At 42.4% G+C, this 15,976-nt stretch carries 12 protein-coding genes and 1 pseudogene; 11 read left to right on the top strand and 2 right to left on the bottom strand.

Going from position 1 to position 15,976, the window contains the following annotated elements; translation table 11 throughout:
• Nucleotides 1–520: 520 nt before the first annotated feature.
• Nucleotides 521–1,300: an MBL fold metallo-hydrolase gene (locus tag H6G97_RS25010; RefSeq protein ID WP_190943318.1), complete on the bottom strand. Its 780-nt coding sequence runs from the start codon at nucleotides 1,298–1,300 to the stop codon at nucleotides 521–523.
• Between the two features lie 285 nt (nucleotides 1,301–1,585).
• Here H6G97_RS25010 and H6G97_RS51875 point away from each other — a divergent pair, with 285 nt between their 5' ends.
• From H6G97_RS51875 to H6G97_RS24990, 5 genes and pseudogenes are all read left to right on the top strand, one after another.
• A complete protein-coding gene (locus H6G97_RS51875; RefSeq protein WP_206759128.1) occupies nucleotides 1,586–1,822 on the top strand; it encodes a hypothetical protein in 237 nt (78 codons plus the stop codon).
• A 154-nt stretch (nucleotides 1,823–1,976) separates the two neighbouring features.
• Nucleotides 1,977–2,837: a polysaccharide pyruvyl transferase family protein gene (locus H6G97_RS25005; protein ID WP_190943317.1), complete on the top strand. Its 861-nt coding sequence runs from the start codon at nucleotides 1,977–1,979 to the stop codon at nucleotides 2,835–2,837.
• A 57-nt stretch (nucleotides 2,838–2,894) separates the two neighbouring features.
• Nucleotides 2,895–3,206: pseudogene (locus H6G97_RS25000) on the top strand (amidase family protein); the annotation flags it as partial.
• Between the two features lie 219 nt (nucleotides 3,207–3,425).
• Nucleotides 3,426–4,319: an alpha/beta fold hydrolase gene (locus H6G97_RS24995; RefSeq protein ID WP_190943316.1), complete on the top strand. Its 894-nt coding sequence runs from the start codon at nucleotides 3,426–3,428 to the stop codon at nucleotides 4,317–4,319.
• Nucleotides 4,320–4,466: 147 nt separating this feature from the next.
• The gene (locus H6G97_RS24990; protein ID WP_190943315.1) at nucleotides 4,467–5,525 is read left to right on the top strand and encodes a serine/threonine protein kinase; all 1,059 of its coding nucleotides are present in this window, start codon (nucleotides 4,467–4,469) and stop codon (nucleotides 5,523–5,525) included.
• A gap of 91 nt (nucleotides 5,526–5,616) precedes the next feature.
• Here H6G97_RS24990 and H6G97_RS24985 read toward each other — a convergent pair whose 3' ends face one another.
• Nucleotides 5,617–5,952 carry a hypothetical protein gene (locus tag H6G97_RS24985; RefSeq protein ID WP_190943314.1) on the bottom strand — a complete coding sequence of 112 codons (336 nt, stop codon included), beginning with the start codon at nucleotides 5,950–5,952 and terminating at the stop codon, nucleotides 5,617–5,619.
• A gap of 108 nt (nucleotides 5,953–6,060) precedes the next feature.
• Between H6G97_RS24985 and H6G97_RS24980 the strand changes: the two genes are divergently transcribed.
• The 6 genes from H6G97_RS24980 (at nucleotide 6,061) to uvrA (ending at nucleotide 15,837) form a co-directional block, all read left to right on the top strand.
• Nucleotides 6,061–7,695, top strand: coding sequence for an AAA-like domain-containing protein (locus tag H6G97_RS24980; RefSeq protein WP_190943313.1), 1,635 nt, complete (start codon nucleotides 6,061–6,063; stop codon nucleotides 7,693–7,695).
• A gap of 72 nt (nucleotides 7,696–7,767) precedes the next feature.
• Nucleotides 7,768–7,980 (top strand): hypothetical protein, encoded by a 213-nt coding sequence (locus H6G97_RS56465; protein WP_479684973.1) that lies wholly within the window; start codon nucleotides 7,768–7,770, stop codon nucleotides 7,978–7,980.
• Nucleotides 7,974–8,393, top strand: a complete 420-nt coding sequence (locus H6G97_RS24975; protein WP_479684972.1) for a type I restriction endonuclease — start codon at nucleotides 7,974–7,976, stop codon at nucleotides 8,391–8,393. The genes H6G97_RS56465 and H6G97_RS24975 overlap by 7 nt, the downstream gene beginning before the upstream one ends.
• A gap of 74 nt (nucleotides 8,394–8,467) precedes the next feature.
• Nucleotides 8,468–12,088, top strand: a complete 3,621-nt coding sequence (locus H6G97_RS24970) for a WD40 domain-containing protein (RefSeq protein WP_190943312.1) — start codon at nucleotides 8,468–8,470, stop codon at nucleotides 12,086–12,088.
• Between the two features lie 253 nt (nucleotides 12,089–12,341).
• Nucleotides 12,342–12,722, top strand: coding sequence for a hypothetical protein (locus tag H6G97_RS24965; protein ID WP_190943311.1), 381 nt, complete (start codon nucleotides 12,342–12,344; stop codon nucleotides 12,720–12,722).
• Nucleotides 12,723–12,945: 223 nt separating this feature from the next.
• A complete protein-coding gene (gene uvrA / locus H6G97_RS24960; protein WP_190943310.1) occupies nucleotides 12,946–15,837 on the top strand; it encodes an excinuclease ABC subunit UvrA in 2,892 nt (963 codons plus the stop codon).
• Nucleotides 15,838–15,976: the final 139 nt, after the last annotated feature.

Below are 15,976 nucleotides of genomic sequence, written 5' to 3'. Positions count from 1 at the left end.
TGAGGAGTCCAATTAAAATGGGCAGCTATTTTTTCCACGTACCAGCCATGTGCATTTAGCCTAACCACCTCTGCTCGGTCTTTAACTTTCTGTGGTACATCCACAGTTCTTAGGTTTAACAGGGTTTTGTCATCTTCACGAGTTAAGAATACCCTTATACGAGCACCCATATCTTGCTTACCTCAGTAGATACATTCTCTGTATTTATTTATCTTTACATAGTTTGGTTTTTCCACGCCGTTCTACTTAAAATTAGCTCTGGCGACTGGAAGTCACGGCTACACAGGCAGAACCCGCCGACGCGGGTTGAAAACCTTGATTCTAATCGCTAGAGCTAAATGCAAGATGTGAGCTAACTTAGAGGTTGTTTGAAAAGTATTTCGCTGTGATTTTAAGCACTTTGATCCCCCCTAACCCCCCTTAAAAAGGGGAGAACTGGAATCAAAGTCCCCCTTAAAAAGGGGGATTTAGGGGGATCTAAAATTTTTGATACCGACAAGAGGACTTTTCAAACATCTTCTTAAATTGCTAATGCTCGCTTTTGTAATGGTAGTTCAAAACGATCGCCTGGTTTTGGCTCAAGTATCCGTGTTGAAAGATTGTTTTTCTCAAGTAACGAACGAAATTCTTCAGCACTTCCTTTAGTCTGAATGAGTTTCATCAGCAATCCCTCAAACGCCACATCCCCACCAGCCGCAGTCGGTAATATTACTTGAGGCTGTAAAGATTTTACTACTTCCAAGGCACTATTGTTTCCTTTAATAATTGGCCCAAGCAAAGGCAACGTCATGTCAATAAACGGTGTAATCACTACATCGATGGGTGCAGCTTGCTGAAGTTGTGGAGAATGCTCCCCATGAGGCTCATAGTATAGGGTTAAACCACTCTCCAATTCTTTGAGGAGATAACTATTTTCCACCAGAGTGGGGCCAATGGATGAACCGGGGAAAGCCTTGATTTCAATTTGATTATTTAAAGTGAAAGTTTCACCATGAGGCAATACTGTTACCTGGGTGTAACCTAATTTCTGTACTACCTTAGCAGCATTGGGAGAAGCTACAACCTTGATGCTGTGATCAAGTAATTTAAGCGTTGGCGGATGAGCGTGGTCTTCTAAGCCTTGAGATAGCAGAATCAAATCAATATTATCTGGTATTGGGCGGTTTTGCGATCGCGAACCTTTAAACAACCAATCCAAATTGCTGAAAATTAACGAACCAACCAGCCAAGGGTCAATCAGTATTCGTTTCCCACCAATTTCCAGTAACCAAGAGTTGCTGTCGAACCAAGTTAAAAACATAAATTTTGTGAAGATAACGCCTATCTTCATTATCAATCCTGTCAGCTTTGTATGTAAGCACTCAGGCTAATACCTACATTCGTCCGGTTAAGTCTACACAAGGGTTTTTTTATGTCTGAATCTTGGTTTTATATCATGTCCGGTGGCACACCCATAGTAAAATCAATTATATACCCTCTGCTGCAAGCATCTACCGTATCAATGCCAAAACATATTAGTTTAGTATAGAGCCACATATTATCATTAACCGAGTTAGAGCAGCGTTACCGTCAAGCAAAGGACGGTGTGGAGAGAAGCCATTACCAAATTATCTGGCTACTAGCATCGGGAAGGAGGAGTCAAGAAGTTTCACAAATAACTGGTTATAGGGTTAGTTGGATTTACGAACTTGTGCGGGGATATAACCGTATTGGAACAGAATCATTAGGGGACAAAAGACATGAGCATCCTGGAGGAAAAACACTTTTAAATGATAGCTTGCCGAGCAGTAAGAAACCAGTGATATCATGTCCGGCTAATTAGTTATAATTCTCACAATCTGTGCAAAAAGCGGGAAACCCTCTTTCCCCCTGCCCCCTGCGGTCTTAATGATAAGTCTTTAACCGGACACGATATAAGCCCTACTTCTTGCTGTGACTAATTACAAATTGTTTTGTCATCGTAAGTGCAAAAAAATATGAAGCTTCTTTACTACCGAGAAAATAATTTTGGTGATAAACTTAATCCTTGGCTATGGGACAAGTTAATCCCAGGTGTAATTGATAATGACCACACAACTGCTTTTGTTGCTATAGGTACTCTCATTAATGATGGATTACCTGTTAAAACAAAAAATTCTCGTTTCAGAGTGATATTTGGTACAGGCGTAGGTTACGGACAAGGAATACCACAACTAGATGATTCTTATAAAATTTATTGTCTTCGTGGCCCACTATCAGCACAGGCATTAGGTGTTTCAGATAAATTAGCATTAACAGATGGAGCTGTACTGATTAGGAATTTATTTGATAATTATAGCCAAAAGAAGGTGTACAAATTTTCTTATATGCCTCACTATGAGCTAGCTGGAGAAAGTTGGAGTTTAGTCTGTGAAAGTCTGGGATTTGGATATATTGATCCACGCTGGTCAATAGAAAAAGTTTTATCATGTATTAGCGAAACAGAAGTCTTATTTGCAGAGGCTATGCATGGTGCTATTATTGCTGATGCACTGCGTGTACCCTGGGTGCCAATAGTTACTAACCCTACTATTCTGCAATTTAAGTGGCAAGACTGGTGTCAGTCTATAAATGTAAACTATCAACCATCATATATAAAACGTTTACATCATCCTAGTCAAAAACGAGATATCTTCTCTCCAGTCCGATTAACTCGTGATTGGGTAAGACAACAAAAATCTAAATCACAATTAATGCACGTCGCTAAGACTGCACAGCCTGCTTTAAGTAGTGATACACGTATAGAAAATCTTACTCAGGAAATGAACGAAAAGCTTGAGAAATTCAAACAGGATTTTGCCCAAGGAATATATTCTTAAATATCTAGATTTTGGGCTTTCTGTTTCTATATTTCCTGACTAAACGCAATTTATGAGATGAATATTAAATCAGCTGATGCTGTCTCAATCGCTGCTGCTGTGCGTACAGGCGAAGTTAGCGCGGTGGAAGTTACCCAGGCTGCTTTATTGCGAATTAATGCACAGAATCATCAACTTAACTGTTTTACAGCTATCACTGCGGAAACAGCTTTAATAGATGCAGCTAAAATTGAGCAAAAAATCCCCCAAGGTAAAAATCCCGGTTTGTTAGCTGGTGTACCTTTTGCAGTAAAAAATCTCTATGATATCGCTGGTTTAACAACTTTAGCAGGGTCAAAAATCAACGCCGAAAATCCTCCAGCTAGCAGGTTGTCGGAGAACCCCATTTAGTGACACAGTAATATTACTTATATTGCACTTGCAGTCAGTAGACATCTCCGAAAATGAATGTAGAGACGTAGCAGTGCTACGTCTCTACAAGGATTCTGGATAACGCATATTTAATTTCTGGAGATGTCTAATGAGGGTGAGGAGTTATAAGGTCAGAGAACATTACTATATTAAAGAAAGACTTTATTAATCTTCATAATGACTGTAACTACACAGCCGCTTGCAACCCAAGACGCCTTTGAAAAATTCTTTTGGACTTGGCAGGGCTACAAAATCCAGTACACTGTCATGGGCACAGGACGACCTTTGGTACTGGTTCACGGCTTTGGTGCTTCCATTGGACACTGGCGCAAAAATATCCCAGTTTTAGCTAATGCTGGCTACCAAGTGTTTGCTATAGACCTTTTAGGTTTTGGCGGTTCCGATAAAGCGCCCATTGATTACACTGTGGAAGTTTGGGTGGAACTGCTGAAAGATTTCTGCACAGCACACATCCAAGAACCTGCTGTATTTATTGGAAACTCCATCGGCGCACTTTTGAGCTTAATTGTACTGGTAGAACATCCAGAAATTGCTGCTGGTGGTATTTTAATTAATTCTGCGGGTGGATTGAGTCATCGTTCTCACGAATTGAACCCGCCACTACGGATTGTGATGTCAACTTTTAATCGGTTTGTGCGATCGCCAATTACAGGTAAATTTGTCTATAACCGCATCCGTCAAAAAGCCCAAATTCGCCGCACCCTCTACCAAGTTTACCGGAACCGTGAAGCCGTCACCGATGAATTAGTCGATTTACTTTATACTCCCTCTTGCGACCCAGGAGCGCAAAAAGTTTTCGCCTCCATTCTCACAGCCCCTCCTGGCCCAAGCCCAGAGGAACTTTTGCCCAAAGTAGAACGTCCTTTATTAGTAATTTGGGGTGCTGATGATCCTTGGACACCAATTACCGGGGCAAAGATTTACGAAGAGGCGCGTCAGAATGGCAAAGAAATCAAAATTGTCCCCATTCGCAATGCCGGTCATTGTCCTCACGATGAAGTTCCAGATGTTGTTAATGCCCAGATTGTCGATTGGCTAGCCCAAAGTTAACTATTTCGTGCCAAGACGCAAATGCAAAGATACTTTCTGCCGATGCGCCTTGGCCCATGCAGCGTACAAATGGGACTAACAATCTGGGTGAGTGGATCTTAATCTTTATAATTGCACCTTGACAGAATCAAACTCGTATGGCTTGTAATGGAGCTTGATGTGCGTAATGAACATAAAAGGGCAATTCCCTTAAATCACCATCCAGATTTTTCCAAACAAGGCTATCAAATTATCAGCGAATTAGGACGCAACCGAGAAGGGGGACGCATTACTTACTTAGCTAATGTCCTCAACTCTAAGCAACAAGTGGTGATTAAAGAGTTTTGTTTTGCTCGTGCAGATGCTGATTTATCAGGTGTAAAACCATATCAGCGCGAAATCGAAATTTTGCAGCAACTAAATCATTCTCGCATCCCTCGTTATGTAGATTCTTTTGAAATACCAGGGGCTTTTTATTTGGTGCAAGAATACAAAAATGCCCCATCTTTAGGCTTAAGGAGCAGTTTTAATCCAGAAGAAATAAAGCAAATTGCTCTGTCAATCTTAGAGATTTTGGTTTATCTACAAAAGCAAATTCCGCCAATTATTCATCGGGATATTAAACCAGAGAATATTTTGGTTGATGAGCAACTAAATGCTTATCTGGTTGATTTTGGTTTGGCTAAGATACAGGGTGCGAAAGTAGCTCTGAGCAGTTTTGTAGCAGGAACGCCAGGTTTTATGCCACCAGAGGAACAGTTTGGTCATTCCCTGACTGAGGCATCAGATTTATATAGTTTAGGAGCAACGCTGATTTGCTTACTTACTAATACCCGTTCTGTTGAAATTGGGAAATTAATTGATGATAACTATCGCTTTAATTTCCAGCAATTAGTTCCTAAAATCAGTCCGCGTTTCCGGCGGTGGTTGATGAGAATGGTGGAACGCAATCGAAAACGTCGCTATGCTAATGCGGCTATTGCTTTGGAAGCACTTAAGCCAATTCAGGTTGTTGGTAATGCCACTGGGATAAATACTTTAGTCAGTACAATCAAACCTAGAAAACGAGCTACTTTGTTGGGACTAGCTACTGTTGTTACACTGACTGCAATTGCAGGAACTTTGATGAGTTGTCAGCCTGGTAGTACGGTTAGGCAATTGCTGGAAGCTACAGAATGTCAAGGTATTGATTTAAACGCAAGTTGCCAAGAAAAAACCGGAGATTAAGATTAATTAAGTCGGTTTTGGCTAAGGATTACAGCGGTTTTCAATTGAATAGGCTACACGCTAAGGGGCACAATATATTGTGCCCCTACAATTATGTATATTCCACACTTGTGAAAATGACAGCAATTTTCACAAGTTTCAAAGACTCGTCAACGGAGTTCAAAGGTGGATTCATCCAGTTCAAAGACTCGTTGACGGAGATAAAAGGTGGATTCATCCAGTTCAAAACCTCGTTAACGGAGATAAAAGGTGGATTCATCCAGTTCAAATACTCGTTGACGGAGATAAAAGGTGGATTCATCCAGTTCAAAGCCTCGTTAACGGAGATAAAAGGTGGATTCATCCAGTTCAAATACTCGTTAACGGAGATAAAAGGTGGATTCATCCAGTTCAAATACTCGTTAACGGAGATAAAAGGTGGATTCATCCAGTTCAAATACTCGTTAACGGTAATGCGCTATCAGTAATTGTCTAGTTCCCTGCTGTAGTAAACTACATCTAAGCCAGAAGCCTGCATTCAATAGTTGATAGCGCTGTGAAAAAAATCCTGATTGTGTCAGCTAATCCCACGACGACAGATAAACTTCGCTTGGACGAGGAAGTAAGGGAAATTCAGGAAGGGTTACAACGCTCTCGCAGACGAGATAAGTTTGAACTTATTACCAAATGGGCAGTGCGTCCTGACGATTTGCGGCGTGCGCTTTTAGATCACGATCCTCATATTATCCATTTTTCTGGACATGGTGGAGGAAATCAAGGTTTAGCCTTAGAAAATAATACAGGGCAAATGCAGCTGGTGAGTACAGAGTCATTGGCAAGGCTATTTAAGTTATTTAAAGACAAAATTGAGTGTGTATTATTAAATGCCTGTTATAGCGAGGTGCAAGCTGAGTCTATTTATCAATACATTAACTGCGTAGTTGGGATGAATCGGGCAATAGGCGATCGCGCCGCAATTAAATTTGCGGTAGGCTTTTATGATGCACTGGGTGCTGATAGGTCTTATGAAGATGCTTATGAGTTTGGCTGTAGCGCGATTGATTTAGAAAGTATTCCAGAGTCTTCGACTCCAGTGCTGAAAAGCCGGAACAATCCCCAAGGTGCTATCTCTGCTAAGGAAACGATTCCAGATACCGAGATACAACCAGCAGTCTCCTTAGAAAATCCAGAAGGACAGGTATCTCTCAACTCTGCCTTCTATGTGGAGCGATCGCTTATTGAGGTAGACTGTTATGAAGAGATTCTTCAACCTGGGGCCTTAATTCGCATCAAAGCTCCCCGGCAGATGGGCAAAACTTCGCTCATGTCGCGGGTTCTCCATCATGCTAGTCAACATAACTATCAGACAGCACCTGTAAATTTCCAGTCAGCCGATGCAGAATTTCTCGCTAATTTAGATCAGTTTTTGCAGTGGTTCTGTGCCACCATTACCTACGAACTTAATCTACCCGATAAGTTAGATGAGTATTGGAAAGGTGTTTTAGGTAGTAAGAATAAATGTACAAATTATTTTCAACGGTATTTATTACCTGCGATTAATAACCCCGTAGCTTTGGGTTTGGATGAAGTCGATGAAGTCTTCAAGCATCCCAAGATTGCGGCTGATTTTTTTGGATTACTACGAGCTTGGCATGAGCGGTCAAAGAATGAAACAATTTGGAAAAATCTCCGGTTGGTAATTGTGCATTCTAAGGAAGTTTATATCCCACTCAATATAAATCAGTCGCCTTTTAATGTCGGCTTACCCATTGAATTGCCAGAATTAAATCAAACACAAGTACAAAACTTGCTACAGCTTCACAGCCTCAATTGGTCTAACTCACAAATTGAAGAATTAATGACACTGGTGGGTGGTCATCCTTATTTAGTGCGGGTAGCGCTTTATGAAATTGCCCGTGGTCGGATGACGCTGGAAAATCTGCAAAAAATCGCGGCAACCGAGGAAGGGCCTTACAGTGACCATTTGCGCCGCCATTGGCTGAATTTGCAAGAGGATGCAGATTTGCTAGCTGCGGTTAAACAAGTGATGATGGCAAATCGCCCCGTGGATGTAGGCACAACTGAAGCGTTTAAACTCCGCAGTATGGGGTTAGTTAAGTTTCAAGGCAATGAAGTAGTGCCACTGTGTAAATTGTATCGTCAATATTTTGGGCGATCGCTTGGGAATTAAAAATTAAGAAAGTCCATTAGGAGTGCAATAAGACTTTTATCTGCAATTACCATTTAACAAAAAGGTTTAACAATGGTTCAAGTTATTCAAGGAAAAGATGTCACCCTAGCCCAACTTATTGATGAATTTGGGCTACAACGTGCAGACAACGAACAGTTTTTTTCAGAGTGGCAGCAAGATTTACCTGAGTTGAGTGATTTAGAAAAGCAATCTCTCAACGAAGTCAAAGCAGAATATTTGCATTTATCCCGCTACCAAATTTTAGAACCTGTAGTCAAATGGTAGTGCTATCTCCACTATTGCGTCTAGCAGGTTTTTATCAACCGCCTTTTTATATTGCGTCGGAAGAAGAGGTAAGAATTTCTTCTGAAGACGAAGGCACAATTATTAGAGGACGTATTGATATCTTGGTGTTTCATCCTCCATTTTGGGTTCTTGTTATTGAGGCAAAACGAGCAGAATATTCTTTGGAGGTAGCAATTTCTCAAGCATTAGCTTATATGTTGGCTAATCCTGGTAATGATAAACCTACGTTTGGTTTTGTAACCAATGGCAGAGAATTTCAATTTATTAAGTTGATGAAACAGGATACACCAAGATATGCATTATCTTACACACTGTCGCTCAATCGTGGAGATGACCTAGATACTGTGGTAAAAGTGTTAAAACGTCTAACTTATTTAGTCTGTAATTCGTAGTTTCCGTGCTAACATACCCTACCAAATTTGTATTTCATAATTTTTAATTTTTAATTTTTAATTTTTAATTGTTTATGACCCAGTACCAATATCAAGTCGGTGGTAGTCTGCCTCAAAATGCCCCAACTTATGTTAGACGGCAAGCTGACCATGACCTCTATGAAGGCTTGAAGGCTGGGGATTTTTGTTATGTACTCAATTCCCGGCAGATGGGGAAATCTAGCTTGCGGGTGCAGGTAATGCAGCAGTTGCAAACTGAGGGATTTGCTTGTGCTGTTGTTGATTTTACAGCTATTGGGACGGCAGATATTACGCCAGAACAGTGGTATGCCGGGGTGATTGATACTCTGGTGGGAAGTTTGAATATTTATACAACTTTTGATTTAGATACTTGGTGGACTGATAACGCTTTGCTTTCACCAGTACAGCACTTGAGCAAGTTTATTGAAACAATATTACTAAAAACAATTACTGAAAAGATTGTTATTTTTATTGATGAAATTGACACTATTCTGAGTCTTTCATTCAATTTGGATGACTTTTTTGCAGTTATCCGCGATTGCTACAACCGACGAGCAGACCATCCTGAATATAATCGCCTCACCTTTGCTTTGATTGGGGTGTCTACGCCTTCAGATTTGATTCAAGACAAACGCCGGACACCTTTTAATATTGGACAGGCAATTGATTTAACTGGCTTTCAACTCCAAGAGGTGCAACCCTTGGCGCGGGGATTGGCAGAAGTGGGTGATTCTCAAGAGTTCATGCAAGTGGTGCTGCATTGGACGGGAGGACAGCCGTTTTTGACGCAAAAAGTTTGTAAGTTGCTGGTGCAGGGGGGACTGGAGACTAGGAACTGGGGACTAGAGGATGCGGACTGGGTGGAAGAGTTGGTACGCGAGGGAATTATTGAGAATTGGGAGACGCAGGATGAGCCGGAGCATTTGAAGACGATTCGAGACAGAATCATGCAGAGTGGGGAACAGAGGACTGGGCGATTGTTGGGATTGTATCAGCAGATTTTACAGCAGGGAGAGATAGTAGCTGATGATAGTCCTGAAGAAACGGAATTGCGGTTGACGGGTTTGGTGGTGAAGCGGGACGGGAAACTGCGAATTTATAACCGGATTTACGCAGAGGTGTTTAAACAGGAATGGTGCGAAAAGATTTTAGCAAACTTGCGCCCCTACTCCGATACATTTAATGCCTGGGCTGAGTCGGAACGTCAAGATGAGTCGCGGTTGTTGCGGGGAAAGACTTTGCATGATGCTCAAGAATGGGCAGTCGGTAAAAGTTTGAGTGATTTGGATTATCAGTTTTTAGCTGCTAGCCAAGAGTTGGAAAAGCGCGATGTGCAGAAAAGGCTGGAGGCAGAGGGACAGGCAAAGCAAGTTTTAGCAGAGGCGAACCACAAAGCTAATCAACGGATTCGCATTGGTTCTGTGGTGTTAGGTTTTGCTCTGGCGGGGGCGGTAGCATCATTTATAGTTACTCAAAAAAGTCTTGAGGCATCCAAGAATGCTATTAAAGTAGCAGAATCAGCTAAGGCAGAAACAAATAACGCCCAAAGACAGTTAAAAAACGCGAGGACAGAAACCGCAGCAACCAAGCAAGAGAATCAGCGTATATCATCTGAAAATAAACGGATATCTGAACAAGCGGTACAGGTAAAACGGAATCTTAGTAATGCAACTTCAAAACTAAATACAGCAAATGCCAAAGTGAATCAGGCACAGCAAAACCTGAAACTAGCTCAAAACAAAGTGGCAGCAGCTAGCGCTAAGACTAGTCAAGCTGAAGTACAGGCAAACCAAGCAATTAAACAACGGCAAGAGGCAATCAATGCCCGTAAAACTTCTGTGGAGGAACTAAAAAAGGCAGATGCAGCAAGCATTGTTGCTTTAACGGCTACGCGGTTGGAACAAGGCGGAACAAATGCATTGCGGCTGTTTGAGACTTCCAGGGAATTTGATGCTCTGCTATTAGCAATGGAGACGGCAGGAACATTAAAAAGTCTGGTCAAGGATAAACAATCTTTAGCAGACTATCCAGCATACAGCCCTTTGTTTAGTTTACAGAGAATTCTATCTAGTACTAATATTCGTGAACAAAATCGCCTGGAAGGGCATAGTACTGGAGTCATCAGCGTTGTTTTCAGCCCGGATGGCAAAACTTTAGCTTCCGCCAGTACTGACAACACCATCAAATTGTGGAATCTCGACACGGGTAAAGAAATTACCACTCTGAGTGGGCATAGCGATAGGGTCAACAGCGTTGTTTTCAGCCCGAATGGCAAAACTTTAGCTTCCGCCAGTACTGACAACACCATCAAATTGTGGAATCTCGATACGGGCAAAGAAATTACCACTCTGAGTGGGCATAGCGATAGGGTCAACAGCGTTGTTTTCAGCCCGGATGGCAAAACTTTAGCTTCCGCCAGTACTGACAACACCATCAAATTGTGGAATCTCGATACGGGCAAAGAAATTACCACTCTGAGTGGGCATAGGCATAGGGTCAACAGCGTTGTTTTCAGCCCGGATGGCAAAACTTTAGCTTCCGTCAGTACTGACAAGACGATCAAATTGTGGAATCTCGACACGGGCGAAGAAATTACCACTCTGAGCGGGCATAGCAATTCGGTCAACAGCGTGGTTTTCAGCCCGGATGGCAAAACTTTAGCTTCCGCCAGTACTGACAAGATGATCAAATTGTGGAATCTTGACACAGGCGAAGAAATTACCATTCTGAACGGGCATAACGATTTGGTCAACAGCGTGGTTTTCAGCCCGGATGGCAAAACTTTAGCTTCCGCCAGTACTGACAAGATGATCAAATTGTGGAATCTCGACACAGGCGAAGAAATTACCACTCTGAGTGGGCATAGCAGTTGGGTCAACAGCGTCGTCTTCAGACCAGATGGCAAAACTTTAGTTTTCGCCAGTACTGACAAGATCAAATTGTGGAATCTCGACACGGGCGAAGAAATTACCACTCTGAGTGGGCATAGCAGTTGGGTCAACAGCGTGGTTTTCAGCCCGGATGGCAAAACTTTAGCTTCCGCCAGTGATGACAAGATGATCAAATTGTGGAATCTCGACACGGGCAAGGAAATTACCACTATAAGTGGGCATAGCAATTCGGTCAACAGCGTGGTTTTCAGCCCAGATGGCAAAACTTTAGCTTCCGCCAGTGCTGACAACACCATCAAATTGTGGAATCTCGACACGGGCAAAGAAATTACCACTATAAGTGGGCATAGCAATTCGGTCAACAGCGTGGTTTTCAGCCCAGATGGCAAAACTTTAGCTTCCGCCAGTGCTGACAACACCATCAAATTGTGGAATCTCGACACGGGCAAAGAAATTACCACTATAAGTGGGCATAGCAATTCGGTCAACAGCGTGGTTTTCAGCCCAGATGGCAAAACTTTAGCTTCCGCCAGTGCTGACAACACCATCAAATTGTGGAATCTCGACACGGGCAAAGAAATTACCACTATAAGTGGGCATAGCGATTCGGTCTACAGCGTGGTTTTGAGCCCGGATGGGAAAACTTTAGCTTCCGCCAGTGCTGACAACACCATCAAATTGTGGAATCTGAATCTTGATGATTTATTAGCACAGGGTTGCAGTTGGCTTAAGGGTTATTTGGCTAGCCATCCTGGTGCGGCTAAGGTGTGTCCAAGGGAGTAGAGATAAGGGAGATGTGGTTCGACTTCGCTCACCAACCGGGGAAATGAGGGAGTTATGGGGAGTTAATATTCAAAAACAGTGATCGCTTGGTAAATTAGAGATGCGTAGGCGAAGCCCATCGAAGATATCGCAGTTTAGAACTCGTGGTGTCCAGATTCCCGACTTCTCAAAGAAGTCGGGGATCTAATTTTTGTAGTGATTCTCAGCTTAAATGTAAAGTAAAAAGGCGATCGCTTGGTAAAAGAGAAATGCGATGTCTACGACGGGCTACGCCTACGCAGTTCTGAACTCGGTGTTTCAAGTTCTGAACACCAATGACCAAGCAAAAAGGTCGAACTTCCGAGTTCTAAACACCAATGACCGAGTAAAAAGGTCGAACTTCCGAGTTCCGAACACCAATGACCGAGCAAAAAGGCTGAAGTTCCAAGTTCTGAACACCAATGACCGAGCAAAAAGGTCAAAGTTCCGAGTTCCGAATACCAATGACCGAGCAAAAAGGTCGAACTTCCGAGTTCAAAGCTTGAGGTTCCCAGTTAAGTCAGCAAATAGCCACTCTATATTCGGCTTAATTTCTACAATCCAGCTAAACTATATGGTATTATTAGCAACTAGTTATCCGTCACTATCTAAGTAGATAACCTCTGGCTGGGTCGGCGGTTGGATTTGCGATACCATAGCTTCGCTCTCAGAAGGATATTTAATCAGGATGCTTCCAAATTAGCAGACTCTTAAGGATGTCTGCGCCATGAATCTGGAAGGATAACTAACTAAAACAGTACGATTGTTCTACTATAAACTAATTAAAGATAGTATTATTAAGGACTGTTTCATAAGAAACTCCTTCTTTGCCGCCCAATATGTCAGACCAACAGCTAGCAGCATCCTTGAATGGACATCTTCCGTACCCCAGCCACAACAGCCAGAATACCATTCGGATTCGGGGTGCTAGGCAGCATAATCTGAAAAATATTGACTTGGAATTGCCACGCGATCGCCTAATCGTATTCACTGGCGTTTCTGGTTCTGGTAAGTCTTCCCTAGCCTTTGATACCATTTTCGCTGAAGGGCAACGTCGCTATGTGGAATCCCTCAGCGCCTACGCACGGCAATTTTTAGGACAACTGGATAAGCCGGATGTAGAAGCGATTGAAGGCTTAAGTCCAGCAATTTCCATTGACCAAAAATCAACGTCTCATAACCCGCGTTCCACTGTCGGTACGGTGACAGAGATTTACGACTATTTGCGGCTGTTGTTTGGTCGAGCTGGCGAACCCCATTGTCCGATATGCGATCGCTGTATTGCACCCCAGACAATCGATGAGATGTGCGATCGCATTATGGAATTACCAGACCGCACCCGCTTCCAAATTCTTGCACCCGTTGTCAGGGGTAAAAAAGGCACACATCGTAAGCTTTTGTCAAGTCTGGCATCTCAAGGTTTTGTCCGCGTGCGAATCAATGGCGAAATCCGCGAACTGTCAGATTCCATTGAATTGGATAAAAATTTTACCCACACCATCGAAGTGGTAATTGACCGCTTGGTGAAAAAAGCTGATATTCAGGAGCGTTTGGTTGATTCTCTGTCTACGTGTCTCAAGCAATCGGGTGGGATTGCAGCCATTCTAGTGAGCCTGCTTGGTGACGACGGACAAGACAAAGAAGAAGAATTAGTATTTTCAGAAAATTTTGCCTGTCCAGAGCATGGCGCGGTAATGGAGGAACTATCACCGCGATTGTTCTCGTTTAACTCGCCTTATGGTGCTTGTCCGCACTGTCATGGCATCGGGACTTTAAGAAGATTTGCGCCAGACTTGATCGTACCCGACTGGGAAGCACCAGTTTATGCTGCGATCGCGCCTTGGTCAGAAAAAGATAATTCTTATTACTTGGAATTACTCTATAGCGTCGGACAAATTTATGGGTTTGAGTTACAAACAAATTGGAGCAAGCTGACAGAAGAACAGCAACAAATTATTTTGTTTGGAGAGAAAGATGAACGAGCCGCAGAAGCGCAAAGAAAGCAGAGTTTTAAAGGTGCTATCCCAATTTTGCAACGGCAGTATGAGGGTGGTTCTGAATTAATTAAGCAAAAATTAGAGCAGTATTTAATTGATCAACCGTGTGAAGTTTGCAAGGGAAAACGGTTAAAACCGGAAGCCTTGGCGGTGAAGTTGGGACAATATGGAATTTTAGAATTAACTACCGTATCAATTCGAGATTGTCGGGAGAGAATTGAGCAATTTAAGTTGAGCGATCGCCAGTTACAAATTGCTGATTTAGTCCTGAGAGAAATCAAAGCCAGATTGCAATTTTTGTTAGATGTAGGTTTAGATTACCTCACCCTTGACCGTCCCGCCATGACCCTTTCTGGTGGCGAAGCCCAACGAATTCGTCTAGCAACGCAAATTGGTTCTGGTTTAACAGGAGTTCTCTACGTTTTAGATGAACCGAGTATTGGTTTGCATCAACGAGATAATGGCAGGTTGCTCAAAACCTTAACGAAATTGCGTGATTTGGGTAATACATTAATTGTCGTTGAACACGATGAAGAAACAATTCGTGCAGCCAACCATATAGTTGATATTGGCCCTGGTGCAGGAATTCACGGCGGAAGTATTATCGCCCAAGGTGATTTTCAGGCGTTATTAGCAGCAGAAGATTCTTTGACGGGTGCATATTTATCAGGAAGGCGAGTAATTACCACACCAGCAGAACGCCGAGAAGGAAATGGGCGCAGTTTGGGAATTAAAAATGCCCATCGGAACAATTTACAAAATATAGATGTAGACATTCCGCTAGGTAAACTTGTCTCAATAACTGGTGTGTCTGGTTCTGGCAAATCTACGTTGATTAATGAATTACTATATCCATCTCTGCAACACCATTTAACTAAGAAAGTTCCCTTACCCAGACATTTGGATAAAATTCAGGGATTAAACGCGATTGATAAAGCGATCGTTATCGATCAATCTCCCATTGGACGCACACCACGTTCTAATCCTGCAACTTACACAGGAATTTTCGATGCGATTCGAGATGTATTTTCCCAAACAGTAGAAGCCAAAGCTAGGGGTTACAAACCTGGACAATTTTCCTTCAACGTTAAAGGTGGACGTTGCGAAGCTTGTAGCGGACAGGGTGTGAATGTTATTGAAATGAACTTTCTCCCGGATGTTTACGTGCAATGCGAAATTTGTAAAGGTGCAAGATACAACCGCGAAACTTTGCAAGTGAAGTACAAAGATAAGTCTATTTCTGATGTACTGAGAATGACAGTTGAGGAAAGCTTAGACTTTTTCCAGAATATACCCAAAGCGATCGCGCGTTTGCAAACTTTATTTGATGTCGGGTTGGGTTATGTCCAACTAGGACAACCTGCGACTACCTTATCTGGTGGTGAAGCGCAACGGGTGAAATTGGCAACAGAACTATCTCGACGCGCCACAGGTAAGACACTTTATTTAATAGATGAACCGACAACAGGGTTATCTTTTTACGATGTCCACAAATTGTTAGATGTGTTGCAAAGATTGGTAGATAAAGGTAACTCAATATTAGTAATTGAACACAACTTAGATGTAATTCGTTGTTCTGACTGGGTGATAGATTTGGGGCCAGAAGGTGGTGATAAAGGGGGAGAATTGATTGCTGTAGGTACACCAGAGGAAGTTGCAAAAAATCCCAGGTCTTATACTGGGCAATATTTAAAGCAGGTGTTGAAACAGTATCCGGCGGTGAAGAAGAAGTAGGGCGGTGAGGTGTGTTATTAAAAATTAAAGCATCTCATGTAGATTATTGAAACCTTTCTTTACTTTGGCCTTCACTTTAACGAATTTGCATAATTCCCCTTCCTCAGCGTTAGCAGGGAGGAGATGTAAGCGAGTCAAA

Origin of the sequence: Nostoc flagelliforme FACHB-838 (assembly GCF_014698065.1) — a bacterium.
GTDB lineage: Bacteria > Cyanobacteriota > Cyanobacteriia > Cyanobacteriales > Nostocaceae > Nostoc > Nostoc flagelliforme_B.
This window is presented reverse-complemented; position numbering and strand designations above follow the sequence as displayed.

Bases quoted from the DNA above. Each gene is read 5' to 3' on its own strand.
- H6G97_RS25010 (WP_190943318.1), bottom strand. From the start codon at position 1,300: ATGTTTTTAACTTGGTTCGACAGCAACTCTTGGTTACTGGAAATTGGT.
- uvrA (WP_190943310.1), top strand. From the start codon at position 12,946: ATGTCAGACCAACAGCTAGCAGCATCCTTGAATGGACATCTTCCGTAC.
- H6G97_RS24995 (WP_190943316.1), top strand. From the start codon at position 3,426: ATGACTGTAACTACACAGCCGCTTGCAACCCAAGACGCCTTTGAAAAA.
- H6G97_RS24970 (WP_190943312.1), top strand. From the start codon at position 8,468: ATGACCCAGTACCAATATCAAGTCGGTGGTAGTCTGCCTCAAAATGCC.
- H6G97_RS24990 (WP_190943315.1), top strand. From the start codon at position 4,467: ATGGAGCTTGATGTGCGTAATGAACATAAAAGGGCAATTCCCTTAAAT.
- H6G97_RS24975 (WP_479684972.1), top strand. From the start codon at position 7,974: ATGGTAGTGCTATCTCCACTATTGCGTCTAGCAGGTTTTTATCAACCG.
- H6G97_RS25005 (WP_190943317.1), top strand. From the start codon at position 1,977: ATGAAGCTTCTTTACTACCGAGAAAATAATTTTGGTGATAAACTTAAT.
- H6G97_RS56465 (WP_479684973.1), top strand. From the start codon at position 7,768: ATGGTTCAAGTTATTCAAGGAAAAGATGTCACCCTAGCCCAACTTATT.
- H6G97_RS24965 (WP_190943311.1), top strand. From the start codon at position 12,342: ATGTCTACGACGGGCTACGCCTACGCAGTTCTGAACTCGGTGTTTCAA.
- H6G97_RS24985 (WP_190943314.1), bottom strand. From the start codon at position 5,952: ATGAATCCACCTTTTATCTCCGTTAACGAGTATTTGAACTGGATGAAT.